The sequence below is a fragment of the Kitasatospora sp. NPDC094019 genome, from assembly GCF_044764505.1.
In the GTDB taxonomy this organism is placed as follows: domain Bacteria; phylum Actinomycetota; class Actinomycetes; order Streptomycetales; family Streptomycetaceae; genus Kitasatospora.
Genome location: NZ_JBIWIF010000033.1, coordinates 1 through 25,170, shown reverse-complemented (window position 1 = coordinate 25,170; position 25,170 = coordinate 1). Strand labels below are relative to the sequence as shown.

General features: G+C 74.5%; 23 protein-coding genes. 8 read left to right on the top strand and 15 right to left on the bottom strand.

What is annotated here, in order from left to right:
* Positions 1–63: 63 nt before the first annotated feature.
* Positions 64–1,089: a substrate-binding domain-containing protein gene (locus ACIQ9P_RS37890; protein ID WP_402366672.1), complete on the top strand. Its 1,026-nt coding sequence runs from the start codon at positions 64–66 to the stop codon at positions 1,087–1,089.
* A gap of 108 nt (positions 1,090–1,197) precedes the next feature.
* On the opposite strand, the gene ACIQ9P_RS37885 is transcribed toward ACIQ9P_RS37890, so the two are convergent.
* Entirely contained in the window at positions 1,198–2,556 is a 1,359-nt protein-coding gene (locus ACIQ9P_RS37885; RefSeq protein ID WP_402366669.1) for a (5-formylfuran-3-yl)methyl phosphate synthase, read from the bottom strand.
* Positions 2,557–2,793: 237 nt separating this feature from the next.
* On the opposite strand from ACIQ9P_RS37885, the gene ACIQ9P_RS37880 reads away from it, so the two are divergent.
* The 3 genes from ACIQ9P_RS37880 to ACIQ9P_RS37870 all read left to right on the top strand — a co-directional run bounded on the left by ACIQ9P_RS37880 (position 2,794) and on the right by ACIQ9P_RS37870 (position 5,594).
* Positions 2,794–3,561, top strand: coding sequence for a class I SAM-dependent methyltransferase (locus ACIQ9P_RS37880; RefSeq protein ID WP_402366666.1), 768 nt, complete (start codon positions 2,794–2,796; stop codon positions 3,559–3,561).
* 284 nt (positions 3,562–3,845) lie between these two features.
* Positions 3,846–4,691: a DUF4097 family beta strand repeat-containing protein gene (locus ACIQ9P_RS37875; protein WP_402366663.1), complete on the top strand. Its 846-nt coding sequence runs from the start codon at positions 3,846–3,848 to the stop codon at positions 4,689–4,691.
* A gap of 195 nt (positions 4,692–4,886) precedes the next feature.
* The gene (locus tag ACIQ9P_RS37870) at positions 4,887–5,594 is read left to right on the top strand and encodes a DUF3152 domain-containing protein (RefSeq protein WP_402366660.1); all 708 of its coding nucleotides are present in this window, start codon (positions 4,887–4,889) and stop codon (positions 5,592–5,594) included.
* A 57-nt stretch (positions 5,595–5,651) separates the two neighbouring features.
* On the opposite strand, the gene ACIQ9P_RS37865 is transcribed toward ACIQ9P_RS37870, so the two are convergent.
* The 5 genes from ACIQ9P_RS37865 to ACIQ9P_RS37845 form a co-directional block, all read right to left on the bottom strand.
* On the bottom strand, positions 5,652–7,010 hold the full coding sequence (locus ACIQ9P_RS37865; protein ID WP_402366657.1) for an RNA polymerase sigma factor: 1,359 nt from the start codon (positions 7,008–7,010) through the stop codon (positions 5,652–5,654).
* The gene (locus tag ACIQ9P_RS37860) at positions 6,983–7,402 is read right to left on the bottom strand and encodes a YciI family protein (RefSeq protein ID WP_093858586.1); all 420 of its coding nucleotides are present in this window, start codon (positions 7,400–7,402) and stop codon (positions 6,983–6,985) included. The genes ACIQ9P_RS37865 and ACIQ9P_RS37860 overlap by 28 nt, the downstream gene beginning before the upstream one ends.
* A 141-nt stretch (positions 7,403–7,543) precedes the next feature.
* Positions 7,544–9,019, bottom strand: coding sequence for a Re/Si-specific NAD(P)(+) transhydrogenase subunit beta (gene pntB / locus ACIQ9P_RS37855; protein ID WP_402366654.1), 1,476 nt, complete (start codon positions 9,017–9,019; stop codon positions 7,544–7,546).
* A gap of 5 nt (positions 9,020–9,024) precedes the next feature.
* Positions 9,025–10,596, bottom strand: coding sequence for a Re/Si-specific NAD(P)(+) transhydrogenase subunit alpha (locus tag ACIQ9P_RS37850; protein WP_402366651.1), 1,572 nt, complete (start codon positions 10,594–10,596; stop codon positions 9,025–9,027).
* 205 nt (positions 10,597–10,801) lie between these two features.
* Entirely contained in the window at positions 10,802–11,437 is a 636-nt protein-coding gene (locus tag ACIQ9P_RS37845) for a TetR family transcriptional regulator (RefSeq protein ID WP_402366648.1), read from the bottom strand.
* 97 nt (positions 11,438–11,534) lie between these two features.
* On the opposite strand from ACIQ9P_RS37845, the gene ACIQ9P_RS37840 reads away from it, so the two are divergent.
* Complete coding sequence (locus ACIQ9P_RS37840; RefSeq protein ID WP_402366645.1) at positions 11,535–13,109, top strand: FAD-dependent monooxygenase; 1,575 nt, start codon at positions 11,535–11,537, stop codon at positions 13,107–13,109.
* Positions 13,110–13,133: 24 nt separating this feature from the next.
* Here the strand turns inward: ACIQ9P_RS37840 and ACIQ9P_RS37835 are convergent, their stop codons facing one another.
* From ACIQ9P_RS37835 to ACIQ9P_RS37820, 4 genes are all read right to left on the bottom strand, one after another.
* Entirely contained in the window at positions 13,134–13,511 is a 378-nt protein-coding gene (locus ACIQ9P_RS37835) for a hypothetical protein (protein WP_402366642.1), read from the bottom strand.
* Positions 13,512–13,547: 36 nt separating this feature from the next.
* On the bottom strand, positions 13,548–14,015 hold the full coding sequence (locus tag ACIQ9P_RS37830) for a MarR family transcriptional regulator (protein WP_402366639.1): 468 nt from the start codon (positions 14,013–14,015) through the stop codon (positions 13,548–13,550).
* Positions 14,016–14,133: 118 nt separating this feature from the next.
* On the bottom strand, positions 14,134–14,796 hold the full coding sequence (locus ACIQ9P_RS37825) for a hypothetical protein (protein ID WP_402366636.1): 663 nt from the start codon (positions 14,794–14,796) through the stop codon (positions 14,134–14,136).
* Between the two features lie 70 nt (positions 14,797–14,866).
* Positions 14,867–15,280 (bottom strand): VOC family protein, encoded by a 414-nt coding sequence (locus ACIQ9P_RS37820; RefSeq protein WP_402366633.1) that lies wholly within the window; start codon positions 15,278–15,280, stop codon positions 14,867–14,869.
* Between the two features lie 254 nt (positions 15,281–15,534).
* Between ACIQ9P_RS37820 and ACIQ9P_RS37815 the strand changes: the two genes are divergently transcribed.
* Positions 15,535–18,387: a hypothetical protein gene (locus ACIQ9P_RS37815; RefSeq protein WP_402366630.1), complete on the top strand. Its 2,853-nt coding sequence runs from the start codon at positions 15,535–15,537 to the stop codon at positions 18,385–18,387.
* 36 nt (positions 18,388–18,423) lie between these two features.
* Here the strand turns inward: ACIQ9P_RS37815 and ACIQ9P_RS37810 are convergent, their stop codons facing one another.
* Positions 18,424–19,206, bottom strand: a complete 783-nt coding sequence (locus ACIQ9P_RS37810; RefSeq protein ID WP_402366627.1) for a VOC family protein — start codon at positions 19,204–19,206, stop codon at positions 18,424–18,426.
* 170 nt (positions 19,207–19,376) lie between these two features.
* Between ACIQ9P_RS37810 and ACIQ9P_RS37805 the strand changes: the two genes are divergently transcribed.
* A complete protein-coding gene (locus tag ACIQ9P_RS37805; protein ID WP_402366624.1) occupies positions 19,377–19,742 on the top strand; it encodes a DUF1801 domain-containing protein in 366 nt (121 codons plus the stop codon).
* A gap of 106 nt (positions 19,743–19,848) precedes the next feature.
* On the opposite strand, the gene ACIQ9P_RS37800 is transcribed toward ACIQ9P_RS37805, so the two are convergent.
* From ACIQ9P_RS37800 to ACIQ9P_RS37785, 4 genes are all read right to left on the bottom strand, one after another.
* Positions 19,849–20,493, bottom strand: coding sequence for a hypothetical protein (locus tag ACIQ9P_RS37800; RefSeq protein ID WP_402366621.1), 645 nt, complete (start codon positions 20,491–20,493; stop codon positions 19,849–19,851).
* 215 nt (positions 20,494–20,708) lie between these two features.
* A complete protein-coding gene (locus ACIQ9P_RS37795; protein WP_402366618.1) occupies positions 20,709–21,419 on the bottom strand; it encodes a TetR/AcrR family transcriptional regulator in 711 nt (236 codons plus the stop codon).
* Between the two features lie 134 nt (positions 21,420–21,553).
* Positions 21,554–22,783, bottom strand: coding sequence for a cytochrome P450 (locus ACIQ9P_RS37790; RefSeq protein ID WP_402366615.1), 1,230 nt, complete (start codon positions 22,781–22,783; stop codon positions 21,554–21,556).
* A gap of 112 nt (positions 22,784–22,895) precedes the next feature.
* Positions 22,896–23,396, bottom strand: a complete 501-nt coding sequence (locus ACIQ9P_RS37785) for a hemerythrin domain-containing protein (RefSeq protein WP_402366612.1) — start codon at positions 23,394–23,396, stop codon at positions 22,896–22,898.
* A 448-nt stretch (positions 23,397–23,844) separates the two neighbouring features.
* Between ACIQ9P_RS37785 and ACIQ9P_RS37780 the strand changes: the two genes are divergently transcribed.
* Positions 23,845–25,002 (top strand): serine hydrolase domain-containing protein, encoded by a 1,158-nt coding sequence (locus ACIQ9P_RS37780; RefSeq protein ID WP_402366609.1) that lies wholly within the window; start codon positions 23,845–23,847, stop codon positions 25,000–25,002.
* Positions 25,003–25,170: the final 168 nt, after the last annotated feature.

Genomic DNA, 25,170 nt, shown 5'->3' with positions numbered 1-25,170 from the left:
ATCGAGGATGACCGCACCCGCGGCCGGTCGGGCCGACGGGGCCACACCAGGAGGGGATCCTCGATGCGTTCGATTCTTGCCCGTGCGGCGACCGGGTTCGCGGCCGCCGTGTGCGCGACCGCCGTACTGGCACCGGTGGCGGTGGCCGATCCGCCGCCCGGTGTGGTGCCCGCCGCCACCGATCTGGTGGGCGTCGGGGTCGACACCACCCAGCGGTTCATGAACCGGACCTCCGCCGACTACAACGCGGCCGCCGCGCCGGGTCTGCCGCGGCTCTACAGCTGGGACGTGACCGGCGTCAACCCGATCACCCCCAAGGCCGGCGCGGTGACGATGAACCGGCCGGACGGCTCCGGGCCGGGCTTCGCCGCCCTGATCACCACCACGCTCGGCACGCTGGACTTCGTCCGGTCCTCCCGCGGCGTGTCGCCCGGCGACCCCCGGCCGTACTCCTTCGTGCCGTTCGCCAAGGACGCCGTCTCCTGGTCCGCCAAGGCGGGCGGCCACGCGCCGGCCGACCTCAGCACCGCCCAGCTCAGGGCCATCTACGAATGCACCGCCACCAACTGGCTGCAGATCGATCCGTCGCTCGTCAACGCCACCATCAAGCCCTACCTCCCGCCGGCCACCTCGGACACCCGGGTCGCCTTCCTGAAGGCCCTCGGCGGCGGCACCGCGATCCTTCCCGGCACCTGCGTCACCTCCGGACCGCGCAACGACCAGGGCACCGCCCCGGTCCTCGACGACGTGGACGTGGTGTTCCCGTACTCGGTGGGCGTCTACGTCGACCAGGTGTACCGGGGCCACGGCACGGCGGTGGAGTCGCCCGGCCCGCTGACCCCGCGCGGCATCAACGGGATCGTGCCGATCGACTCCGCGAAGAACATCAACGCGCCGTTCCTGGCCTCGCCCTACGGCCGGCTGCTCTGGCACATCTTCCGCGGCGCCGAGTACGCCGGTGCCAACGCCCATGGCGCGGCGCTGAGGAGCGTCTTCGGTCCACAGGGCTGGATCTGCGCCCACCCCGCCGTGATCGTCGCGTACGGCTTCGTCCCGGTCGGCAACTGCGGCAGCGTGATCAACACCTGACACCGCGGCGTGGCCGGAGGGGAGGCGCCGCCGCCCCTCCGGCCCCCGTACGCCCGCGCGCACCGGCCGACCCGCGCGCCCCGGCCGACCCGCGCGCCCGACGCCGGATCAGGACCCGGCGCCGCTCGGCATGCCGTCGGGGCCGGCGAACCGGACCACCAGGTCGGGGTGCCGGGCGAGCAGGGCGTCCAGGTCCGGCCGGAACTTCGGCGAGCGCGCCATGTGCTCCGGTACGACCAGGTACCCGCCCTGCTCCGGTGGCACCAGACCGGTGACCAGTTCGCTCCGCACGACCCGGTCGTGCCGAGTACCGAGATCGGTGCCGGTGCCGGTGCTGCCCAGCGGGTCGCGGGCCGGGGCCACCACGCCGCCGCGCGCCGAGAGCTGGTCGAGCTCGGGGACCAGCCGCCAGATCTGCTGCGCCTGGTGGCTCTGCACCGAGCCGGCCAGGTTGGCCTCCAGGCCGGCGGCGTGGCACAGGTCGACGAAGAAGCGGATCTCGTCGAGGGTGAGGATGCCGGTCCGGGGCAGTCCGTGGGCGTCGGTGTCGTGGGCGTCGAGGTCGACGACCTCCTCGTTCCCGGCGGTGGAGATCAGGCCGATCCTGGCGACCTTGAGCAGGATGCTGGTGTCGATCATGATGGCGTCGGCGCCGGCCGCCGTGCTCGCCCCGACCATGGCGCGGATCGCCTCGCGGTCGGTGCGGCGCTGCCGGGTCAGGCCGTGATCGGCGTGCGCGAACGGCTCGTTGACGGTGACGTGGGTGCCGCGCGCGGCGGTCGGCAGGGCTCCGGCGGCCTTGAGTTCCGCCTCGGACGGGCGGCGGGAGAAGAGCGGGCGCCCGTCGTCGCCGAGCAGGGCGTCGGCGAGATCGGCCAGGTCGAAGGCGTCGGGGGTGTCCGGCGCGGCCGGGTCGTACTCGCGCAGGCCGACCAGGGCTCGGCGGACCTGCGGAAGCGTCCTGCGCGCGTCCCACAGGTCGAGGTCCTGGGCGAAGAGCACCGACATCACCCTGGTCCGGCGCAGCCCGTCGGTCCGGCGCAGGGTCGTGGTGATCTCGCCCAGCACCTCGCCGATCCGGTCGACGTCCATGCCGTCGAGGCCGACCTTCACGATCGGGCAGGGGTGGACCAGGGTGCCCATCGCGACGGCGACGCCGAGGGCGGACTGGGCGGCCTTGCCGACCGTCTCGTAGGCGGACTTGGCGACGGCGAGGCCGTTGGCCGCGCGCCGGTGCAGCAGTTGGTCCTCGCCGATGTTGGTGCTCAGCTGCACCGGCAGGTCGCGGCGGGCGGCGAGCACGGCGTCCGCGATGTCCATGATCCGGCGCGGCTTGATGGTGCCGAGGGCGCTGCGCGGGTCCTCGCTGTCGATGATCCTGGCTCCCCCGAGCACGGCCTCCCGGGCCTCCTGCGGTCCGAACACGCTGACCAGTAGCCGCCGGTCCGCCTTCGCTGTGCTGCGCACGCCAGTCCACCCCTCCGAGTCGATCACGGTCGGCGGCGACGCTACCGGCTGTCATGCCCACGCCACGATCCTGTGGCGAAGTCCGTCCGTCGCTCCGGTCAACCCCGTATGATCCGCCGTCACTCGAAGAGGTGAGTGATGCCCGGTCCCGCGGCTCTTGGTGCCGCCGCGGCCGTCGGAGACGTCGACCGGTGGATACAGTGCGGTCACTGCGAGTGAGACTTGGAGGTCTCCGTCGTGACCGTGACGCATCGGTACCTGGGCGCCTGGGAGGGGTTCTGGCGGGACGCGCCGGACGAGCCCGGGGCGGTGATCTGGGACGCGGAGGCGGCCCTGGTGGCGGAACTCCACCTCGCGCTGTTCCGGCCGGGGCTGGTCGACCCGGAGCTGCCGGTGGTCGACCTCGGCTGCGGCAGCGGGACCCAGACGCGCTTCCTGGCCGCACGGTTCGGCCGGGTGCTCGGGCTCGACCTGTCGGAGGCCGCCGTGGAGCTGGCCCGGCGGAACGACCCGGCCGGCCGGGCCGAGTACGGCCGCCTGGACGCCACCGACGCCGGTGCCGTGCGCGCGCTCCACGACCGCCTCGGCGACGCCAACCTCTACCTGCGCGGGGTGATCCACCAGAGCGATCCGGCCGACCGGGGGCCGGTCGCGGAGGCCGTCGCGGTGCTGGTCGGGCGGCGCGGCCGGGCGTTCGTGGTCGAGCTGGCCGAGGCGTCCAAGCAGGTCCTGGCGGACCTGGCCGGCAGTCCGGCGGGGCCGCCGCCGAAGCTGCGCCCGGTCTTCGCCCACGGGCTGGCCCCCGCCGGGGTGGCCGACGCGGCCGTCCCGGAGCTGTTCGGCGCCGCCGGGCTCACGGTCCTGGACTCCGGTGACCTGCCGCTGGCCACCACGGAGTTCACGGCGGACGGTGACCGGATCGAGCTGCCGGCGCGGTGGCTGCTGGTGGGTGCGGTCGGGGGAGTGAACGGGGGAGCGGGCGAGGCGGCGGACGGCGGCGTCTGAGCAGCGTCGCGCCTGGTGCCACTTGGCGTCATTCGGCGCCATCATGACGCCGGTCCGGCGTCGCCGCGCTCGCCGGGTCGGGGCGAAGTGGCGTCTACTCCGTATCGCTCGGGCGTGAAAAGAGCTTGCCTATGACGCCATGGTGGTGCCACTATGGCGTCATGAACCCCTCCCCGTCTGTAGAGAGCCCGCGCCGCCGGCTCGGGCCGGTCCGCCGGTAGCACCGTTCGCCGGACCGCCCGTCGACACGACGGACCCCACCCGAGACCCGAGGACGCGCCGCCATGCCTTCGTACGACACCCCCGACCCGATCGCCGTCACCGCGCACGTCGAGGCCGGTTCCATCCACTTCATCGCCGCCGCCCGGCCGGACACCGTCGTCGAGGTGCGGCCGCGCGACCCGAAGAAGGACCTGGACGTGCGGTCCGCCGAGCAGACCGAGGTCGGCTTCGCCGCCGGGGTCCTCACCGTCCGGACGCCCAGGCCGCGTTACCTCGTGGGTCGCACCGGCACCGTGGACGTCACGGTCGAACTGCCCGCGGGCTCGCGGATCGAGCTGGGCGGCGCCTGGACCCAGGTGCTGGGCGAGGGGCGGCTGGGCGGGACGGAGGTGAAGACCTCCTCGGGGGACGTCCGTCTGGACACCACCGGTCCGCTGCGGCTGGCCGCCTCGCACGGCTCGATCAGCGTGGACCGGATCGAGGGCGAGGCGGAGGTCACCACCAGTTCCGGCAGTCTGCGGATCGGCCGGATCGACGGTCCCGCCGTGCTGAAGAACACGCACGGCAGTACGACCGTCGACCTCGCCAACGGCGATCTGCGGGTGAGCGGGGCCAACGGCGACATCGAGGTCCGCCGGGCCGGGGGATCGGTCGCCGCCACCACCGCCCACGGCACCCTGCGCATCGGCGAGGTCGCCCGGGGCAACGTCCAGCTGGAGACCTCCTACGGTGCCATCGAGGTCGGCATCCGGGAGGGCACGGCCGCCTGGCTGGACCTCGGCTCGACCTCCGGCCAGGTCCGCAACATGCTCTCCACCTCCGACGCCCCGGGGAAGTCCGAGGACACCGTCGAGGTCCGCGCCCGCACCCGGTTCGGCAACATCGACGTCCTCCGCGCCAAGCCCTGATCCGGGCCGCTGCCCGGGCCCGGCGGTGACGGTCCGCCGGATCGGGACCGGACCCGGGTGAACCGCGGAAGGGTCTCGAATCGTACTATTCGGTATGAACGATGTACTGATCCACTCCGGACGGGCCCGTGCCCGGGGCTCCGTGCCCACCGCGGCCCCGACCTTCCGCCGCTCCATACGCGAGGCCGTTGCCCGGTGGGCCGGGTGACGGCCCGGCTGCCCGCGGGGCGGGCGAAGTACGGGGCGGTCGCCCTGGTGGTCGTCGCCGCCGTGGCGGCGGGCACCTGGTGGTGGCAGCCGTGGGCGGACGACGCGCCGAAGTCCCTGGCCTTCACCACCGCGCCCGGCGGCACCGAGCGGGTCGGCACCGGGGAGCACCTGTACCGGTACAAGGTGCGGGCCGAGAACGGCCTGAAGATCACGCCGGCGCAGTTCGCCGCCGAGGTGGACGCCGTGCTCGGGGACGCCCGGCGCGGCTGGGCCGCCAGCGGTGAGCAGTCCTTCCAGCGCGTGGACGCCGACCCGGTCGACTTCACCGTGTACCTGGCGACCCCGAAGTCCACCGACCGGATCTGCGGACAGTACGGGCTGGACACGGGCGGCTGGGTGAACTGCGCCGCCGGCAAGCAGGTCGTCATCAACCTCAAGCGCTGGCAGGAGCTTTCGGAGTTCTACACCGGCAAGCCCGAGCTCTACCACGCCCTCGCCGTCAACCACGAGGTCGGGCACATCCTCGGCCAGGGTCATGTCGACTGCCCGGGCCAGGGCGCGCCGGCGCCGGTGATGATGCAGCAGATCAAGGGTCTGCACGGCTGTGTGCCGAACGGGACCCCGTACGCCGAGGACGGCACCCTGATCACCGGCCCGCCGGTGCTCGCCCCCTCCGCGACACCCGTGCCCTGAAGGCCGGGACGGCCGCGCCGCCGAGGAGAGCCGCGACACCGGGGCGCACCAGGGCCGTCAGGCCAGGGCGGCGGCCTTGCGCAGCAGGACCGAGCGCTCGCGGGTGTTGCGGCACATCCGGGCGGCGAGCTCCAGCTCCGACCGGGCCTCGGCGGTACGGCCGAGGCGGGTGAGCAGTTCGCCGCGCACGCCCGGCAGCAGGTGGGAGCCGGAGAGCCGGCCGGACGCGGCCAGGTCGTCGACGATCCGCAGGGCCTCCTCCGGTCCGGCGGCCATGGCGACGGCGACCGCCCGGTTGAGGTCGACCACGGGGGAGGGCGCGACCCGGCCGAGTGCCTCGTAGAGCAGCACGATGCGCGGCCAGTCCGTCTCCGCGACCGACGGGGCTCCGGCGTGGCAGGCGGCGATCGCCGCCTGGAGGCCGTAGGGGCCCAGTCCGTGGCCGGTGGCGGTGGCCCGGGTGAGTGCGGCCAGTCCGCGCCGGACGGCCGAACGGTCCCACCGGCGGCGGTCCTGGTCCTCCAGCAGGACCGGCTCGCCGTCGGGCCCGGTGCGCGCGGGGAAGCGCGCGGCCGTCAGCTCGAAGAGCGCCAGCAGGCCGGACACCTCCGCCTCCCCGGGCAGCAGCGCGGACAGGGTGCGGGCCAGTCGGATCGCCTCGTAGGCGAGGTCGGCGCGCAGCAGACGGTCACCGCTGGTCGCCGTCGAGCCCTCGGTGAAGATCACGTAGAGCACGCTCAGCACCCCGCCGAGGCGCTCGCGCCGCTCCTCCGGCGGCGGGACCGCGAAGGGGACGCCGGCGGCGGCGACGGTCCTCTTGGCCCGGGTGATCCGGGCCTGGAGGGTGGGAACCGGGACCAGGAGGGCGCGGGCGATCTCCTCGCTGGAGAGTCCGGCGACCACCCGCAGGGTCAGCGCCGCGCGGGCCTCGGGCGACAGTACGGGGTGGCAGGCGACGAACATCAGCGCGAGGACGTCGTCCTCGATCACGTCCGGGTCCCACGGCGGGTCGTCCGGTCGGCCGGGGACGGGATCGGCGCCGGAACTCGCCCCGCCCTCGGTGAGGCGGCCGGCCAGGGCGGCGTAGCGCTCGTCCAGGGCGGAGCGGCGGCGGAACCGGTCGATGGCGCGGCGCCGTCCGGTGGCGAGCAGCCAGCCGACCGGGTTGGCCGGCTCGCCGTCGCGCGCCCAGGAGACGAGGGCCTCGGCCACGGCCTCCTGGGCGACGTCCTCGGCGAGGTCGAAGTCGCCCGTGAAGCGGGTGAGCGCGCCGACGATCCGCGCCGACTCGATCCGCCACACGGCCTCGACGGCCCGCCGGGCGGCCTCGGCGCCCGGCGCGCCGTCGAGGTGCCCGGCGGACCCGCCGCCGTCGGTCGGTCCGGTGCTCAGAGCTGGCCGGTCCGCTCGCGCCATTCCCGCTCCTGGATGATCCACTTGTTGTCCTGCGGGAACTCGTCGATGCCCGGCACCCGCCGGATCTCGATCTTCATCCCCGGGAGGGACGGCAGTCGCTTCGCCCAGGCGACCGCCTCGTCCTGCGAAGCCACGTCGAGGATGTAGAAGCCGCCGAACAGTTCCTTGGTCTCACCGTAGGGCCCGTCGGTGACAATCGGCGCCTCCCCGGTGAAGTCGACCACCACGCCCGTCGACGCGTCGTCGAGCCCCTCGGCAGCGACCAGCACCCCGGCCCGGATCAGCTCGTCGTTGTAGCGGCCCATGATGTCGAGGATCTCCTCGAAGGGCGTGTCCATCATCTTCTCGCGCGTCTCGTCGCTGCCACGCATGATCAACATGTACTTCGCCATTGCTCTTCTCCTCGGTACGGGGGAGTCGCTGTCCGACCCTCTCTACCCCAGGTCGAACGGGAGGGCGCGGGATCGACACGACGGGGGCGTCCGGAGAAAAGTTTTTCCGGACGCCCCCTGGGCCCTCGCCGAACGCGCCCGCTACACGCCCGCCCGGTCCGTCGGCGGCACCGGCCGGACCGCCGCGGCCGCGCCGTCGGGCCGCTCGGCGTCCAGGGCCCGGAGGATGTCCTCCACGCTCTGCTTGGCGTCGCCGAACAGCATCGCGCTGTTCTCGCGGAAGAACAGCGGGTTCTGCACCCCGGCGTAGCCGGACGCCATCGACCGCTTGAACACGATCACCTGCTCCGCCTCCCACACCCGCAGCACCGGCATGCCCGCGATCGGACTGGCGGGATCGTCCATGGCCGCCGGGTTGACGGTGTCGTTGGCACCGATGACGAGGACGACGCTGGTCGCGGCGAGGTCGTCGTTGATCTCGTCCATCTCCAGCACGATGTCGTACGGCACCTTCGCCTCCGCCAGCAGCACGTTCATGTGCCCGGGCAGCCGTCCGGCGACCGGATGGACGCCGAAGCGGACCTCGACCCCGCGCTCGCGCAGCCGCCGGGTGAGTTCCGCGACCGGGTGCTGCGCCTGTGCCACCGCCATGCCGTACCCGGGCGTGATGACGACCGACTTGGCCTGTGCGAGCTGCCGCGCGGCCTCCTCGGCCCGGATCTCCCGGTGCTCGCCCTGCTCCTCGGCCCCGCCGGCGGCGGCCTCGATGCCGAAGCCGCCGGCGATCACCGAGAGGAAGGACCGGTTCATCGCCCGGCACATGATGTAGGACAGGTAGGCGCCGGAGGAGCCGACCAGGGCGCCGGTGACGATCAGCAGGTTGTTGTCGAGCAGGAAGCCGGCCGCCGCCGCGGCCCAGCCGGAGTAGCTGTTGAGCATGGAGACGACGACCGGCATGTCGCCGCCGCCGATCGAGGCGACCAGGTGCCAGCCCAGCGCGAGCGCCAGGACGGTGACCGCGATCATCGCCCCGAGGCCCGGGCTGACCGTGAACCAGACCGTCAGCCCCACGAAACCGGCCAGCGCGCCGATGTTGAGCGCGTTCTTCCCGGGCAGCACCAGCGGCCGGGAGGCGACCCGGGCGGACAGCTTGAGGAAGGCCACGATCGACCCGGTGAAGGTGACCGCCCCGATGAAGATGCCGATGAACACCTCGGCGTGGTGGATGCCCAGGAGGTCCCCGGAGACGGCGGTCTGCGCCGCGCCGTGCGCCTCCACCTCCAGGTAGCTGTTCCAGCCGACCAGCACCGCGGCGAGGCCGACGAAGCTGTGCAGCACGGCGATGAGCTCCGGCATCTGTGTCATCTCGACCTGCCGGGCCCGCCACAGACCTGCCGCTCCGCCCAGCGCCATCGCCAGGACGATCAGGGCGACCGCCCCGGCGCTGATGCTCCGCGAGGCCACCACGACGGTGGCGGCGAGGGCGAGCGCCATCCCGGCGATGCCGTAGACGACGCCCGCGCGGGAGGTGCGGTGCTGCGACAGCCCGGCCAGGCTGAGGATGAACAACAGGGCGGCGACGAGATCCGCGGCGTGGGCCGCCGTCGTGGACGTCATCGGACTCAGCGCCTTTCCGGGGACGAGGAGAACATGCTCAGCATGCGGCGGGTGACGGCGAAGCCGCCGAAGATGTTCACACTCGTCAGCAGGATCGCCACGAAGGACAGCACGGTGACGGTCGTGCTCCCGTGCCCGATCTGGAGCAGGGCGCCGATCACCACGATCCCGGAGATGGCGTTGGTGACCGACATCAACGGGGTGTGCAGGGCGTGGTGGACCTTGCCGATCACGTAGTAACCGATGACCACGGCGAGTGCGAACACCGTGAAGTTCTGGGCCAGTTGGGCGGGAGCGAAAGCGATCAACAGGAACATGGCGAGCATCCCGGCGCCGATCAGGCCGAACCGGGCCGCCGGGCCGAGCCGGGGCCGGGCCGGTTCCGCGGCGGTGGGCGTCGCGGGAGCCGCGGCGGGGGCGGGCGCCGCCGAGACGGCGACCGGGGGCGGCGGCCAGGTGACCTCGCCCGCCCTGACCACGGTCACCGCCCGCTGGACCACGTCCTCGAAGTCCAGCACCGGCTGCCCGTCCTTGCCCGGGGTCAGCAGCTTCAGCAGGTTGACCAGGTTGGTGCCGAAGAGCTGCGAAGCCTGGGCGGGCAGCCTGGCCGCGAGATCGGTGTAGCCGATCAGCGTGACGCCGTTGGCGGTGACCACGGTCCGGCCCGCGACCGTTCCCTCGACGTTGCCGCCCTGGGCGGCGGCCATGTCGACGACGACGCTGCCCGGCCGCATCGCCGCCACGTCCTCGGCGGTGAGCAGCCGGGGGGCCGGCCGGCCGGGGATCAGCGCCGTGGTGATGACGATGTCCACGTCCTGGGCCTGCTCGTGGTAGAGCGCGGCGGCGGCCCGGTCGTAGTCGGCCGAGGTGGCCTTCGCGTAGCCGTCGGTGCTCGCCTCCTGTTCGGCCCGCACCGGCAGGTACTCCCCGCCGAGGGACTTGACCTGGTCGGCGACCTCCGGCCGGGGGTCGGTCGCGCGGACGATCGCGCCCAGGCTGGAGGCGGCGCCGATCGCGGCGAGCCCGGCCACACCGGCGCCGGCCACCAGGACCTTCGCCGGGGGAACCTTGCCCGCGGCCGTCACCTGGCCGGTGAAGAAGCGGCCGAACACGTGCGCCGCCTCGATCACCGCCCGGTACCCGGCGATGTTGGCCATCGAGCTGAGCACGTCCATCGACTGCGCGCGGGAGATCCGCGGCACCGCGTCCAGGGCGAGCGCGGTGACCGGGCGCGCGGACAGCGTCTCCAGCAGGTCGGGCCGCTGCGCCGGGGCGAGCAGGCCGATCAGGGTCGCGCCGTCGCGCAGCCGGGCGACCTCGGCGGTCGACGGCGCGTTGACCTTCAGGACGACGTCGGCCGCCCAGGCGTCGCCGATGCCCGCTCCGGCGTCGGTGTAGGCCCCGTCGGTGAACCCGGAGGCCGTGCCGGCCCCGGACTCGACCACGACCTCGTAGCCGAGGGCGAGGATGCCCCGGACCGTGGCCGGTGTCGCGGCGACGCGGGTCTCCCCGGCGGCCGACTCGGCCACCACACCGATGCGCCGCGGGGGGTGGTGCGTGGCGTCCTGTGCAGACATCACTCGTGCCTCTCTCCTGGGAGGAGCCAATGACGGCGGGATCCGCGTCCGGGGGAGCGTCGCTCCCCTTGGAGGCAGGAACCTACCCGTCCCGGCCCGCCGGGGCACCGGGGCGAGGCCGTGACGTGCTTCACCGATTCACCGGGCGGCCGGTCCGGTGCGGCGCCAGGGGCGCGGGAGAGTGGCGGGGGCCGGTGGGCCGGGGTCAGAACCCCTGGGCGCGGGCGCCGTCGCGCAGGAGGGCGAACGCGGTGGCGGTCTCGGCGACGGCCTGCGGGCCCGCCTCCGCGATGTCCTGGCCGCCGGCCAGCCGGGCCCAGGCGGTGCGGGCGAGCACCTGGCGGACGGCCACGTACTGGGCGGCGAACAGCTGGGCCGCGATGCCGCGGTCCGGGTCCAGGGCCTCGGCCAGCGCGTCCGCGTCGGCGTCGACGTAGTCCAGGAGCTGGCCGGACAGGGCCGGCGTCTCGTAGACCAGCCGGAGGAAGGCGAGCACCTCGGGCTCGTCGTTCAGCCCGGTCTGGGGCTCGTGGGCGGCGAGTGCGGCCAGCTGGTGGTGCTCCAGGGCGTCGAGCGGGGTGACCCCGGTGGCGCGGTCGCGGACCACCCGGCCGGCCTCGCCGAGGTGGTCGGCGAAGCGGTGCAGGACGAGCTCCTCCTTGGTGGCGAAGTACCGGAACAGGGTGGGCTTGGAGACTTCGGCGGCGGCGGCGATCTCGGCCACCGAGACCTGTTCGAAGCCCCGGTCGAGGAAGAGGGCGATGGCGGCGTCGGCGATGGCCTGCCGGGTGCGCTGCTTCTTGAGGGTCCGCAGACCCGGTTCTGGTTCGCTCTGGCTCATGGAGAGATCATAACTCGGATAAATTTGTTACTGAGTTGCTTTCGTTACCGAGTTGCTGTTTTATGGAGTCATCGACGACCGGAAGGGACGAACACAAATGACGAACGTGGCGAACACCGTGACCGTGACGAACGTGGTGATCGTGGGGGCGGGGCCGACCGGACTGACGCTGGCCTGCGGGCTGGCCCGGCAGGGCGTGGCGGTGCGCGTGCTGGAGCGGGCCGCCGCCCACGCCACCGGCTCCCGCGGCAAGACGCTCAACCCGCGCAGCCTGGAGATCCTCGCCGACCTCGGCCTCGCCGACGGCCTGGCCGCCGTGGGCCGCACCCACCTGCCGTTCCGCAAGTACTTCGAAGGCGCCTTCGTCAACGAGACGGAGCCCTTCGCCGGCGCCCGGCCCAGCGCCACCGAGCCCTACCCGGCCAGCCGCTGGCTGTACCAGCCGCAGCTGGAGCGGCTGCTGCGCGACCGGCTCGCCGAGCTCGGGGTGACGGTGGAGCTCGGCGCCGAGGTGGTCGACGTCCGGCAGGACGCCGACGGCGCGGAGGTGGTCCTGGCGGACGGCGGGCGGATCCCCGCCCAGTACGTGGTCGCCTGCGACGGCGGCCGCTCGACGGTGCGCAAGCTGCTCGGCATCCCCTTCGTCGGCGAGGGCGACCCGGAGCCGATGATGGTCTGCGGCGACGTCGAGGTCGAGGGGCTGGAGCCGGGCGCCTGGCACCAGTGGTTCGGCCCGGAGGGCGCCTTCATGCTCTGCCCGTTCGAGGACAGCCCCCGCTGGCAGCTCCAGGCGACCCCGGAGACCGACGCCGACGGCCGGACGGTCCCGCCGTCGCTGGAGAGCTTCCAGCGGCTCGCGGCCCGGCACACGGGCCGCGACGACATCCGGCTCGGCAACGCCACCTGGCTGTCCACCTGGCGGGTCAACGTCCGGATGGCCGAGCGCTACCGGGAGGGCCGGGTCCTCCTGGCCGGGGACTGCGCCCACGTCCACCCCACGGCGGGCGGGCTCGGCATGAACACCGGCGTCCAGGACGCCTGGAACCTCGGCTGGAAGCTCGGCCACGTGCTGCGCGGCCTCGCCGCGCCCGCCCTGCTGGACACCTACCAGGAGGAGCGGCTGCCGATCGCCGCCTGGACGCTCGACGTCACCAGTGCCGGAATGGCGGCCGTGGTGGAGGGCATCGACACGCCCGGGATCGGGGTCGAGGCCGGTGGGGTCGGCGACTTCACCGGCCTGTCCCTCGGCTACCGGTGGAGCAGTCTCGCCGGGGGCGGCCCGGCCGGGTCCGGCGCGGCCGGGCGTGACGCGGGCGAGGGCGGCGCGGGCGAGGCCGACGACGAGCCGCGCCCGCGGGCCGGGGACCGGGCGCCCGACGGACCCTGCCCGGGCCCGGACGGCGCTCCGGGCCGGCTCTTCGAACGGTTCGCCGGCGACGACTTCACCCTGCTCGGCCTCGGCGCCGGAGCCCGCCCCGAACTCGCCGGACTGCCCGGCCACGTCCGGCCGGTGCGGGTCGAGGACCGGGACGGCGAGGTCCGCCGGGCCTACGGAGTGACCGGCGAGGCCCTCGTCCTGGTCCGGCCGGACAACCACATCGCGCTGATCACCCCGGCCACCGAACCCGGCCCGGTGCACGCCTACCTGGCGCGTCTCGGCGCCACCGGGTGAACGGCGATGGATTCGGGGCCGGAGTCAGCGGCGGGGGCGGACGGTGAGACCGGGCCGCCGGCGGTGCACCGTCAGGTAGGCGACGCCCTCCGCGCCCGCCGCCACGGCGCGCTCGGCACCGCGCGGCAGCAGCCGCAGCGCGCCCGGCTCCAGCGGGTGCTCCACGCCCGCGCAGCGCAGCGTCCCCTGCCCGGCGAGGCCCAGCACCAGCACGTCCAGGTCCGGTTCGACATGGGCGGCGACGGCCGCTCCGGGGCGCAACCGCACCACGTTGGCGTCCAGTTGGCGCTCGCCGCCGGTCAGCCGCCACAGTGCCCCGGCGGCGTCGCCACCGGTCTCCCGCAGCAGCGCCTCGACCGCGACGCCGTCGCCGGTCAGGTCCGACCCTTCCGAATCCGTCATGCCGGACATCCTCCCACCACGGGGTCGTCCGGTCCGTCAGTCGACGGTCCCGCCCGCGTTGCGGATCAGTTGCCGGAGCACCTTCAGCGCGGTGACGTAGTCCGCGTCGTCGATGTCCGCGTGCAGCGCGGCGCGGATCGCGGGGGCGTTGCGGGCGAGGTCGACCCGGGCCCGTTCCCCCTCCTCGGTGAGCCACAGGCGGTGGTCGGCGTCCTGGCTCAGCCAGCCGCGCTCCACCAGCACGGCGGCCTCCGCCGTCAGGTCGTCCTCGGGCCGGAGGTAGGAGGCCATGGCCGCCCGGAGCTCGGGCACGGTCAGGCCCGCCCCGTCCGGCGAGATGTCGTTCTTCGACAGGTTGCGCAGCAGCCAGAACTGCGGCTGGGTGTAGCCCTTCTCCGCCTGCCGGGCGCGGGTGAACGCGATCAGCGCCTCGTGGGCGACGCCGGTCCAGTAGGCGGCGGGCTGGCCGGCGAGTTCGGCGTCGGAGATCTGCTGGGTCGACACGGGGGTCCCCTCCTGGTGTCTCGGACGTGCGGCCCGCACGCGGTGCGGGTCGTACGAGCACCGTAGGACTTGAAGTGCGGTTGAGGGCAAGGAGGGGACCCCGGCGGTCGGCTCTCCGTCAGCCCCGGGCGGCCTGCTCGGCCAGGGTCACCGGGAGACCGGCCTCGATGCGCTCCAGCAGGCGGCCGCCGTGGACGCCGGGGGTGTCGAAGCCGCGCCGCTCGTCCGGGTCGGTGTCGGCCGCGGTCAGCAGCACCTCGGGCACCAGTACCGTCTCCGGGGCGACCGGCACGGCGTCCGGGTCCGGTGCGAGGTAGGGCGGGGCGAGCACCGGCCCGAACAGCTCGCCGGCGACGAGGTCCGGCTCGAACTCGGCGGACAGCACGGTGACCCGGGTCCGGAGGTCGCCGTGGATCATCACCAGCTTGTCCGTCATGTGGCCGACGAAGGCCCCGACGTGTACGTCCCCGCCGACGATCAGCTTGGCGTCGCCCTCCAGGTGGACGGCGGCCGCCCGGAGGTCGCCGAGCACGACCAGCGCGGGGCAGCCGTCGTCGATGTTGATGACCGCGCCGTCCACCAGCAGGTCGCCGTCGACGATGTAACCGGTGCCGTCGGGCTCCGCGGCGTCGAGGTCGAGGTGGCCGCCGATCGTCAGCGGGCCGGTGTGGACGTCGTACTCCTCCTCGTAGAGGTTCCCGTAGGAGTCGGCGGGCAGGCGGCGCTGCTCGAAGAGCGCCACGGCCTGGTCCCAACTGTGCGCAGTGGTGGTGATGTTCATGGGCGGAACTGTGTCACGGGGCACTGACGGCGGCCGCCACGGGGCGGGCGGCCGCCGTCCTGCGGGCGGCTCAGGAACGCGGCTGGTTGATGTTGACCAGCCAGGTGACGCCGAAGCGGTCCGTGCACATTCCGAAGATGTCGCCCCACATCTGCTTGTCCATCGGGACGGCCACGGAGCCGCCGCCGGAGAGCTTCTCCCAGTAGCCGCGCAGCTCGGCCTCGTCCTCCCCGCTGAGGCTCACCGAGATGTTGCCGCCTGGCGCCTGGTCGGTGCCGGGCGGGTTGTCGGCGGCCATCAGGGTGATGCCGCCGCCGGTGGTCAGCATGCCGTGCATGATCCGGTCGCCGCCCGGGCCCTCCCCGGCGCCGAAGTCGCCGTAGGTGTTGAGGTTCAGCTCGCCGCCGAAGACCTGCTGGTAGAACTCCAGGGCCTGCCGGGCGTCGCCGTTGTAGGTGATGTACGGGTTGAGGATGGACGGCATGATTGTCCCTTTCGTTATGAATTCGAGGGGAAAGACCGTTCGCTCAGCCTAGAGAACGCCGGGCCGGGCCGCCGCCCGGCGCGACGCGCCCCCGTCGCCCCGGCCGTCGCCCCGGTCCACCGCCCCGGCCGTCGTTCTGCCCGAACGGACCTTCCCTTCCGCGGACGCGTCTGGCAGCATCGTCCGCTATTCGGTGATCGAGGGCCGGTGACCGGTGGCCGGACGCTCCGGGGCGCCCGCCGGTGAGGGGCAGCATGCTGACGCACCAACGGCGCGGGCGCCGCGGGGACGAGCACCGGCCCGCGCCCTGGGTGCGCACCCGGCTGCGCGCGGCGCCCGCGACCGCCGTGCTCACCGCCGTCCTCACCTTCGTCACCGTCCTCACCGTGACCGCGCTGCCCCGGGCCACCGACCGGGGCGCGAACAGCGCGCTGGCCGCCTTCGTCCAGGACCGCGGCGTCAAGGCGACCAGCCTCCACCTCACCGCCCGCCCGCGCCCCGACACCCCCGCCGCCGAGCTCGACTCGGCCCGCGACCGGTTGGTCGGACAGATCACCGGGGACGTCCCGCTCACCCGCGACGGCGAGCACCACGGCACCCGCGCCCTCACCGACCGGGCCATGCTCAACGACGGCTACGACCGCCCCGGCGGCACGGCCCCGCAACTCCACCTGCTCTACCTCCAGGGGCTCGCCGGACACGCGAGCCTGACCGACGGTGCCTGGCCCGGACCGGCCGCCCCCGGCGAGCCGCTGCCGATCGCCGTCAGCCGGCGGGCCGCCGACACCATCGGCCTCCGGGTCGGCGACACCGTCGACAGCGGCCCCGCGGCCCGGGCCAGGATCGTCGGCCTCTACCGCGCCGACGATCCCCACGACCGTTACTGGCAGGAGCTGCCCTGCCCCGAACGCGCCTGCCTGAAGACCCTCGACGGCGGCGGTGTCCGCTGGGAGACCGCCGGATTCGCCGCCGGCGACAGCCGCCCGGCCCTGCTCGCCTGGGGCGGGGGCGGCGAGGACTTCTGGCGGCTGCCCGTCGACCCGCACGCCCTGCGCGCCGACCGGCTCGCAGCCCTCCGCTCCGGCGTCGGCTCCTACCTGGCCGGTTCCGGCGCCGTCCTGGCCGCCGAGGTGGCCGGACGGCCCGACCTCACCCCGAGCACCCTGCTGCCCGAGGTCCTCGCCGAGGCCGCCGCCCGCCACCGGGCCACCGCCCCGCTGGCCGCGATCGGTCCCGCCGGCGTCGCGGGCGTCGCCGCCGTGGTGCTCTGCCTGGCCGCCGCGCTCGCCGCCGACCGGCGGGTCGCCGAACTCCGGCTGCTCCGGGCCCGCGGCGGCTCACGCGCCGCGATCCTGCTGCGCCTGCTGGGCGAGAGCGCGGTGACCGTCCTGCCGGCGGCCGGGGCCGCCACCGCCCTGGCCCTCGCCCTGCTGCCCACCCCCCGCTGGACCGCCGCCGTCCTCGCCGCGGCGGCCGGGACGCTGCTCGCCGTGCTGGCCCTTCCGGTCCGCGCCGCCGCCCTGCTCTCCCGCCCCCCGGGCACCGGCGGCCCTCCCGATGGCGCCCGGGGATCCGGGCGGCGCCGGGTGGTCGGCGAACTCCTCGTACTCGCCGTCACCGGCGCTGCCGTCGCCGAGGTCCGCCGCCGGGGCGCCGCCCCGTCGACCGGCGGGCCGGATCCACTGCTGGTCACCGCCCCGCTGCTGGTCGCGCTCAGCGGCGGTCTGCTGCTCGCCCGGATCCGGTCGCCCGTCCTCGGCCGGCTCGCCGCCCTCGCCCGGCGCGACCGCGGCCTGATCGCCTTCCTCGGCCTCGCCCAAGGCGCCCGCGACTCCGACGGTCGCCACCGCCCCGCCGTTCTGCCGGCGCTCGCCCTGCTGCTCGCCGTCACCACGGCCGGCTTCGGCGCCACCCTCCTCGACACCGTCGACGGCGCCCGGCTGCGCGCGGCCCGCACGGCGGTCGGCGGCGACGCCGCGGTGCTGGTCCCGCAGGACGCGCCACTGCCCGCGGAATTCGTCACGGCCGCGGACGCGCTCCCGGGTGTCCGCGCCTCGACCGGTGTCCGGATCGAGCGGCAGACCTACCTCCTCGGTGTCGGCCGCCTCGCCGTACAGGTCACCCTGGTCGTCGCCGAGCCCCGGGCGTACGCGGAGATCTCCCGCACCGTCGGCGCCGGCGCGTTCGATCCCGCCGTCCTGGCCGACGCCGTCCCGTCCGACGCCGCGCCGCCCGGCACCGCGCCGTCCACCGTCGCTCGGTCGGACGCGCCGGTGCCCGCCCTGGTCAGCCCCGGCCTCGCCGGACAACTCACCCCCGGCCCGCAGCGGCTGCGCACGCCCGGTGGCGAACTGCTCGCCACCGTCGCCGGCACCATCAGCGCCACTCCCGCCCTTCCCGAGGCCGTCCGCGAGTTCGTGGTCCTGCCGGTCGGGGCGGCCTCCGCCCGGCTGCCCGAACTCGCCAGGCCTGACAACTGGTTCGCCGTCGGCGACATCGACGCCGACCGGCTGCGCCCGCTCTTCGCGGCCCGCGGTCTGGCCGACGCGTCGGGCCTGGCCGGGCTCCTGCGCGAGGAGGCCCGGGAGGTGAGCAAGGAGGCCGGCGGCATCCCCGACGGCTACCTCGTGCGCACCGCCCGCGAGACGGCCGCCGCCCTGGCTGCCGACCCGCTCCAGCGCTCCACCGTCCGGCTCTTCCGGTTCGCGGCCGCCGCCGGCGTCGTGTTCGCCCTGCTCGCCGTCCTGCTGACCGTGCTGCGGGCCTCGCCCGACCGCGCGGCGGTCCTCGCCCGGCTGCGCACCATGGGGCTCCGCCCCCGGGAGGGGCTGGCACTGATCGTGGCGGAGACCGTGCCGGGGACGCTGGCCGCGGTGGCCGGCGGTGCCGTGGTCGCGGCCGGGTCCATTGCCCTGCTCGGACCGGCTTTCGACCTGTCGCTGCTGGTCGGCGCGCCGGTGGCGGACCGGATGGGGCCCCGTGTCCTGCCGGTGCTGCTGCCGACGGCCGGCGTGGCACTGCTCGTCTGCGCGGCCGTGGTGCTGGAGGCGGTCGTCTCCGGCCGGCGGCAGATCGCCACCGAACTCCGGGCGGGCGACCGGCGGTGACCCCGGCCGCTCCGGGGCCACCGCCGGTTCCACCGCCTACGCCAGCGGCTGCGGCTTGATCATCGCGAACGGGGCGCCCTGCGGGTCGGCCACCACCGTCATCCGCCCGGCCATCATGTCGAACGGCGGGGCCAGCACTGTGCCGCCGCTCCTGACCAGGGCGTCCACCGTGGAGTCCACGTCGTCCACCGCGAAGTAGGTCAGCCAGTGCGCCGGGGTGCCGGGCGGGTCGTTGGCGAGCAGGGTCACCCCGCCGACCGCCCGGCCCCCGACCCGCAGCTCCCAGTACGCGTCGGCGCCGTCCAGGGGCTCGATCTCGATCCCGAACGCCGCGCCGTAGAACGCGGTGGCGGCCTGCACGTCGCTGGTGTGGAGCTCGTTCCAGGTCAGCGCGCCGGCCTCGTTGACCACCTGGGCGCCGAAGAACCCGCCCGGCTGCCAGACGCCGAACACCGCGCCCTGCGGGTCGGCCGCCACCAGCATCCGGCCCAGGTCGCCGACGTCCATCACCGGGGCGAGCAGGGTGCCGCCGGCCGCGACGATCGCGTCCTGGGTGGCCTGGGCGTCGGTGCTGGCGAGGTAACTCGTCCAGACGGTCGGCGGTTCCGGCGTGCCGTCGGGACTCATCGTCGGGCCGATGCCGGCCACGGCCTTTCCGTTGAGCTCGCAGACCGCGTACCCGCCGAACTCGGCCGGCCCGGGCGAGCCCTGCCAGCCGAGCAGGTCGCGGTAGAAGTCCAGCGCGGCCTGCTGGTCCTTCGCCATCAGGTCGACCCAGCACGGGGTGCCGGTCGCGTAAGGAGTGGTGACTTCGGGCATTCTCGCTCCTCCTCGTGGGATCCCCCGCCGGTCACCCTCCCCCCGGGAACGGCGATCGGGCGTTCGACACGCCGCCTCGATCGGTCACCCCGGTCCGCCGCGGCGCGTGCGGCCGCGGGGGCGGACCGCCGACCTTGCCCGGGGCGGGGAAACCGGCATAGCCTCCGATCATGGTGCGAAGTACCGCGAAAGACGTCGAGAGCTACCTGGCCGAGGTGCCCGCGGACCGTCGCGAGGTACTGGCCGGGCTCCGCGGGCTGTGCCGCCGGGAGCTGGCGGGCTTCACCGAGGTCATGGCCTACGGTATGCCCGTGTACGAACGGAACGGCGTCGCGGAGATCGCCTTCGCCAGCCAGAAGCAGTACATCTCCTTCTACCTGATGCGCGCCGACGTGCGGGAGATCTTCGCCGACCGGCTGGCGGCCCAGGACATGGGCAAGGGGTGCCTGCGCTTCCGCGAGCCGCAGGCGGTGGACCTCGCCCTGTTGCGCGACCTCCTGCGCGCCACGGCGGCCCGTCCGGGCGCGGCCTGCTGACACCGCGCTCCGCCCGGCCCGCCGCCCGCGCCGGAGAACGACCGCAGAACGACCGGAAGGCGGGCCGGGCGGAGGCGGAGCGCGGCGGAGGCCCGCCCGTGGTCGGTCAGTGGATGACCGTCCCGCAGACGGAGCCCGGCAGCGGCTGGAATCCCTGGTCGCGGACCGTGGTCGTGGTGTGCGCGCAGATCCAGCCGGCCGGGCCGAAGACGTTCCGCAGCGCGGCGCCCCGGGCGTTCTGCGCGGTCCACTCGCTCTGCCGGACGACGTTGGAGACGATCCGGCCGAACGGGAGTGCCGCGAACGCCGCGTTGATGGACCGCGCCGTGGTGTTGACGGAGGCGACGCCGTTGATCGCGCGCGGGGTGAGCGGACCGGGCTCGTCGCCGGGGGAGGTGTGGCCGCCGTACGCCTGGCCGACGTAGCGGCCCACCGAGTACGGCACGAGGGCGTTCGGGTCCTGGAGGACGGTGTCGGTGCCCTGGTTCTCCCGGGCGACGACGCCGACGCAGGAGTGGTCGGTCACCTGGTCCTGCCCGATCACCCGGGCGTAGTCGATCTTCTCCAGGAAGTACGAGGTGGAGTCCAGCCCGGACCCGTGCACGCCGTAGCGGTCCACCGTGACGTCGCCGCTCACATAGGGGCGGATGACGGCGTCCGGCAGACCGGGGCCGATCTGGCGCCAGTTGGTGATCCGGCAGGCGTAGATACCGGCGAGCCGGGCACCGAGGCGGGCGAGGTGGCGAAGCATGGCGTGAACTGCCCTTCAGGCGTGGTCCGTCGGGATCCCGCCGTATCCTCGGACGCCGGCCCGCCCGCCGGAAGTCTCCGCTGCGGAGGCGCGCGGGCCGTTGCGGTTCCGCGCCGCAGGTCGGCCGGGGCGGGCTCGTCCGCGGTGGCGGCGAATGTTCTTCCACCGGTCTTCCAGCGGTCACCCCGTCCGGGCGCCCGGCGCGCCGCCTCCGCTCACTCCTGGCGCGATGCCTTCAGTCGCGCCTCGGCGGCGTCGAGGAGGAGGTCGAGCGCCTGGGGGTAGGCGCTGCGGTTCATGTCGGCGGTCAGCAGGTGCGCGGTGGCCGCGATGTGGGGGTGGGTGGTGGCGTCGAGGCGGGCGTAGGACGCCTGCCAGACCTGGTAGTCGGCGCTGAGGGCGGCCGAGGGCAGGGCGAGGGCGGCGGCGTCCAGGACGGCGAAGCCGAGGCTCTGGTCGACGAAGGCGTGGTAGATGCGGACGGCCTCGGGGTCGGGGAAGCCGGCGTCGCGCAGTATGCCCAGGATGTTCTCGACGGCGGTGATCTCGTTGGCCCGGCCGGTGGTGCGGTGGGCGGCGAGCAGGGCGGCCTGGGGATGGGCCTGGTAGGCGGTGTGGATGCGCAGGCCGATGGCGCGCAGGTCGGCCCGCCAGTCGCCGGTGGGCCGCCAGCCGTGCTGCGCGCGGCCGATGAGTTCGTCCGCGATGGCGATCAGCAGGTCGTCGGTGCTGTGGAAGTAGCGGTACACCGCGCTGGGGTCGGCCCCGAGCGCGGCCCCGAGCCGCCGGACGGTGAGCGCCTCGGCGCCGTGCAGGCCGACCAGCCGCAGCGCGGTGTCGACGATCAGTTCGGCGGACAGCACCACGCCCTGTTTGGTGGGCCGGCGGCGCTTCCGCTCGGGCTCGGGAACCACACGTTCGGTCATGGCGGCCAGAGTATGTCAACGGCATTGACGTAGGGAGGGGGTGTGCGCGGATCCGGCGTGTCGGCCTTGTCCCGGCCCCGGCCCGGCCCGGACCCTGGCCCGTTCCGTTCCGTTCCGTTCTGCCCCGGCCGGCCCTACCCGGCCCGGCGGACCGGGAGGCTGCGGGGCCCGCGCACCAGGAGGCCCGGTCGGTACGGCAGGGCGGCGGGGTCGGCGGCGAGGGACAGCGCCGGCAGGGCGTCGAAGAGGCGGGGCAGCGCGATCACCGCCTCCAGCCGGGCCAGTCGGGCGCCGAGGCAGACGTGCGGGCCGTGCCCGAAGGCGACGTGCGGCAGGGCGCGGCCGTCACCGGCGGCGAACCGGCCCGGCCGGAAGGCGTCCGGGTCGGGGAAGACCTCCGGATCGCGGTTGGCGGCCGCCAGCACGACCAGGACCGAGGAGTCCGCCGGGACGACCGTGCCGGAGCCGAGGTCGACCTCCTCCCGGGTACGCCGCCAGGTCGTGCCCTCCAGCGGGCTGGCGTGGCGCAGCGTCTCCTCGACCACCGCGCCCCACCGGGGCTCGCCGTCCCGCCGGGCCGCGGTCAGCTCGCCGGGGTGGCCGAGCAGCAGCAGCGAGGCGGAGGCGAGCAGGTTCATCGTCGTCTCGTAGCCGGCGAAGAGCAGCAGGAACGCCATCGCCAGCAGTTCGGTGTCGTCCAGCGCCTCGGCGTCCTCGTCGGCGGCGAGCAGGCTGAACAGGTCCTGGCCCGGCTGCGCGCGCTTGGCCGTGATGAGCCCGGTGAAGTACCGGTGCAGGCTCTGCCAGGCGGCGTCGATCTCGCCGGGGGCGAGGGCGCCGGCCGGGGATCCGACCCGGTAGGTCCAGGCGCGCAGCTCCGCCCGGTCCTCCTCGGGCACGCCGAGGATCTCGCCGATCACCAGGACCGGCAGCGGGAAGGCGAAGTCGTCGACGAGGTCGGCGGTCCCCTCGCGGTCGAGGCGCTCGGCGAGTCCGCCGAGCACCTCGTCGGTGAGCCGGGCGATCCGCCCGCCGAGCTCGTCCACCCGGCGGGGGGTGAAGGCCACCGAGGCCAGCCGGCGCAGGCGGCGGTGCTCGGCGCCGTCGGTGTTGAGCATGTGGCGCTCCAGCACGGACCGGGCTCCGGCCGCCGGCCCCACCCGGTCGGCCCGCGGTGCCGGGACGTTGGAGAACCGGGGGTCGGCCAGCACCGAGCGCGCCTGGCGGTAGCCGGTCACCAGCCAGGCCGAGGTGCCGTTGGACAGCGCCACCCGGGCCGCCGGGCCCTGCGCGCGCAGCCCGGCGTAGAACGGGTAGGGGTCGCGGGCGAACGCGGCGTCGGCGGGGTTCAGAGCTGTGGTCACCCGGTCATTCTCGCCGGGTGCCCCGGTGGACCCGACACGGCCCCCGGCCCGGGTGGATCCCGGGCCGGGGCAGGGCGGCGCCGCCTCGGGCGTCACCGCCCCGGTGCCACCGTCACGTCCGGGTGAGGCGGAAGACCGGACCGGGCCAGTCGCCGTCCGGGACCGTCCGGTCGAGTGCCTCGCCGATCACCCGCTCCTCGTACCGGAAGTGGGACTCCATGATGGCCGCCAGCCCGTCGAGTTCGCGCCGGATCGCCTCCCTCGGGAGCTGTTCGCCGGTGGCGACGGCCTGCCGGGAGAGTTCGGCCACCCGGGTCAGCAGCGAGGAGATCAGGCCGTGGTCCTCGACCAGCTTCGCGACCGTCCCCGCGAGCTCCGGCCGCTCGCGCACCAACTGTGCGAAGAGTCCGTCGTCCTCGCCCCGGTGGTGGGTCTCCAGGGCTCCGCAGAAGGCCAGGCAGTGGGCGGCGAGCGTCCCGCCGTCCGGAGGCCGGTGTCCCGCACCGGACTTGAGGTCATGGATGAGGCGGTTGATCAGGCGACGCAGTTCGTCGTGTGCCAGCGAGAGCTGCCGGCCGAGGGCGGCCGCGCGGCCGCCGTCCTGGGAAGCCACGTTGGGGCCGTCCCTTCGGTTGTCGCACCTCCATGCCTGACGCAGCCCGTCACCGGCACGCGATGCCGCCGTGATCCGATCACGCGACCCGTCGGGGTGGCAAGTCCCGGGCCCGGCGATCGGCTCGGGAACCTCGTCCTCCGGTCGTTCGGCGGCCCGGCCCCGGTCCGGGCTCGCGGCCGGAGCCGGATGTCACCGCGAGCCCGGCGCTGATCCGCCCCGGGTGCGTTCATCGCAGGCCATTGCAACGACCGATGGATGGACCGTTGCATTGAGCGTCCATCCATTGCAATGAAGCGACCAGGATCCCTTTGTTGGCAGGATCTGATTGCATGCCATGCGTTGACCAAAGACTGAACGCAATGTAGCTTCGTAGTTGTTCAGAGAAACGCGAACGACCCGGGAGCGGTCGTTCGGGCAGCATCGACCCGTGAGAAGAGGCACCACCATGTCCGTCAACACCGCCGTCCAGAACGCGTCCACCCCGTCGCCGGCCGCCGCCGGGCCGGAGCGCCCCGAACTGACGGCGGCCGTGCGGGCGTTCGTCGACGCCGGGTTCGCCGGCATTCAGATGCGGGTGCACGACGAGCGGGGCGCCTGGGTCGGCGCCGCAGGGACGAGCGAACTGGGCGGGACCGAACTGCCGCCGGTGGACGGGCGGTTCTGGATCGGCAGCAGTACCAAGACCTTCGTCGCGGCGCTGGTGCTGCGGCTGGTCGCGGACGGCGCGATCGGGCTGGACACCCCGGTGGCCGACCACCTGCCGGAACTCGGCCTGGACGGGCGGATCACCGTGCGGATGCTGCTCCAGCACACCAGCGGGCTCTACAACTACACCGGCGAGCTCGACGCCGACGGGACCTTCGTGCCGGGCCTCCCCTCCGTCGGTGGGCCCTGGGTGGAGAACCGGTTCCACGACTACCGGCCGGAGGAGCTGGTGCGGTTCGCGCTCGCCGAGCCGGCCCGCTTCGAGCCGGGCACGAGCCAGAACTACTCCAACACCAACTACACCGTGGCCGTACTGCTGGCCGAGGCGGTCGGCGGCCTCCCGTACGCCGAGGCGATGCGCCGACACGTGCTGGAGCCGCTCGGGTTGCGGGACACCGTGGTGCCGGGCGGCTCGCCGGAGCTGCCCGAGCCGCACGCGCACGGCTACGCCCGCTACCAGGACGGCGAGGAGTGGAAGGTCGTCGACGTGACCCGGCAGAACAGCTCGCTGCTGACCGGCGCCGGCGACATGGTCTCCACCACCCGGGACCTGCACACCTTCTTCTCCGCGCTGCTGGGCGGACGGCTGCTGCCGGCCCCGCTGCTGGAGGAGATGCGCACGCCGCACGGGATGCTCGGCTACGGCCTGGGGCTGTTCGTGCAGGACCTGGGCCCCGAGCACGGCACCATCGTCCACCACAACGGTGGCGCCCCGGGCGGGTTCGGCGCGCTGATGATCGCCACTCCGGACGGTGGCCGTACCCTCACGGCGGGTCTGACCATGGGCGATGCCGAGATGGACCCGGCGCAGGTGTTCCCCGGGGCGCTGGGCGCGCTGATCGCGGCCGTCTTCTGCGGCGGCGCGGGCGCGGCCGACGGGGAGTCGGTCGAGGTCTGAGCGCCGCCCGGGTGCGGTCGGGGTGCCGGTGCCCGGCGGTGCCCGGCGGTGCCCGGTGGGGGGGGGGGGGGGGGGGGGGGGGGGGGGGGGGGGGCCCCCCCCCCCCCCCCCCCCGGGGGGGGGGGCGGGCGGGGGGGGGGCGGCGGCCCCCCCCCCCGCGCCGCCGCG

What these genes read in the sequence shown, in the direction of transcription:
- ACIQ9P_RS37865 (WP_402366657.1), bottom strand. Translation starts at nt 7,010, where the DNA reads ATGGCGCGAGCGGACCGGCCAGCTCTGAGCACCGGACCGACCGACGGC.
- ACIQ9P_RS37810 (WP_402366627.1), bottom strand. Translation starts at nt 19,206, where the DNA reads ATGCCCGAAGTCACCACTCCTTACGCGACCGGCACCCCGTGCTGGGTC.
- ACIQ9P_RS37875 (WP_402366663.1), top strand. Translation starts at nt 3,846, where the DNA reads ATGCCTTCGTACGACACCCCCGACCCGATCGCCGTCACCGCGCACGTC.
- ACIQ9P_RS37800 (WP_402366621.1), bottom strand. Translation starts at nt 20,493, where the DNA reads ATGCTTCGCCACCTCGCCCGCCTCGGTGCCCGGCTCGCCGGTATCTAC.
- ACIQ9P_RS37815 (WP_402366630.1), top strand. Translation starts at nt 15,535, where the DNA reads ATGCTGACGCACCAACGGCGCGGGCGCCGCGGGGACGAGCACCGGCCC.
- ACIQ9P_RS37835 (WP_402366642.1), bottom strand. Translation starts at nt 13,511, where the DNA reads ATGACGGATTCGGAAGGGTCGGACCTGACCGGCGACGGCGTCGCGGTC.
- pntB (WP_402366654.1), bottom strand. Translation starts at nt 9,019, where the DNA reads ATGACGTCCACGACGGCGGCCCACGCCGCGGATCTCGTCGCCGCCCTG.
- ACIQ9P_RS37890 (WP_402366672.1), top strand. Translation starts at nt 64, where the DNA reads ATGCGTTCGATTCTTGCCCGTGCGGCGACCGGGTTCGCGGCCGCCGTG.
- ACIQ9P_RS37825 (WP_402366636.1), bottom strand. Translation starts at nt 14,796, where the DNA reads ATGAACATCACCACCACTGCGCACAGTTGGGACCAGGCCGTGGCGCTC.
- ACIQ9P_RS37840 (WP_402366645.1), top strand. Translation starts at nt 11,535, where the DNA reads ATGACGAACGTGGCGAACACCGTGACCGTGACGAACGTGGTGATCGTG.
- ACIQ9P_RS37805 (WP_402366624.1), top strand. Translation starts at nt 19,377, where the DNA reads ATGGTGCGAAGTACCGCGAAAGACGTCGAGAGCTACCTGGCCGAGGTG.
- ACIQ9P_RS37845 (WP_402366648.1), bottom strand. Translation starts at nt 11,437, where the DNA reads ATGAGCCAGAGCGAACCAGAACCGGGTCTGCGGACCCTCAAGAAGCAG.
- ACIQ9P_RS37780 (WP_402366609.1), top strand. Translation starts at nt 23,845, where the DNA reads ATGTCCGTCAACACCGCCGTCCAGAACGCGTCCACCCCGTCGCCGGCC.
- ACIQ9P_RS37820 (WP_402366633.1), bottom strand. Translation starts at nt 15,280, where the DNA reads ATGCCGTCCATCCTCAACCCGTACATCACCTACAACGGCGACGCCCGG.
- ACIQ9P_RS37795 (WP_402366618.1), bottom strand. Translation starts at nt 21,419, where the DNA reads ATGACCGAACGTGTGGTTCCCGAGCCCGAGCGGAAGCGCCGCCGGCCC.
- ACIQ9P_RS37860 (WP_093858586.1), bottom strand. Translation starts at nt 7,402, where the DNA reads ATGGCGAAGTACATGTTGATCATGCGTGGCAGCGACGAGACGCGCGAG.
- ACIQ9P_RS37850 (WP_402366651.1), bottom strand. Translation starts at nt 10,596, where the DNA reads ATGTCTGCACAGGACGCCACGCACCACCCCCCGCGGCGCATCGGTGTG.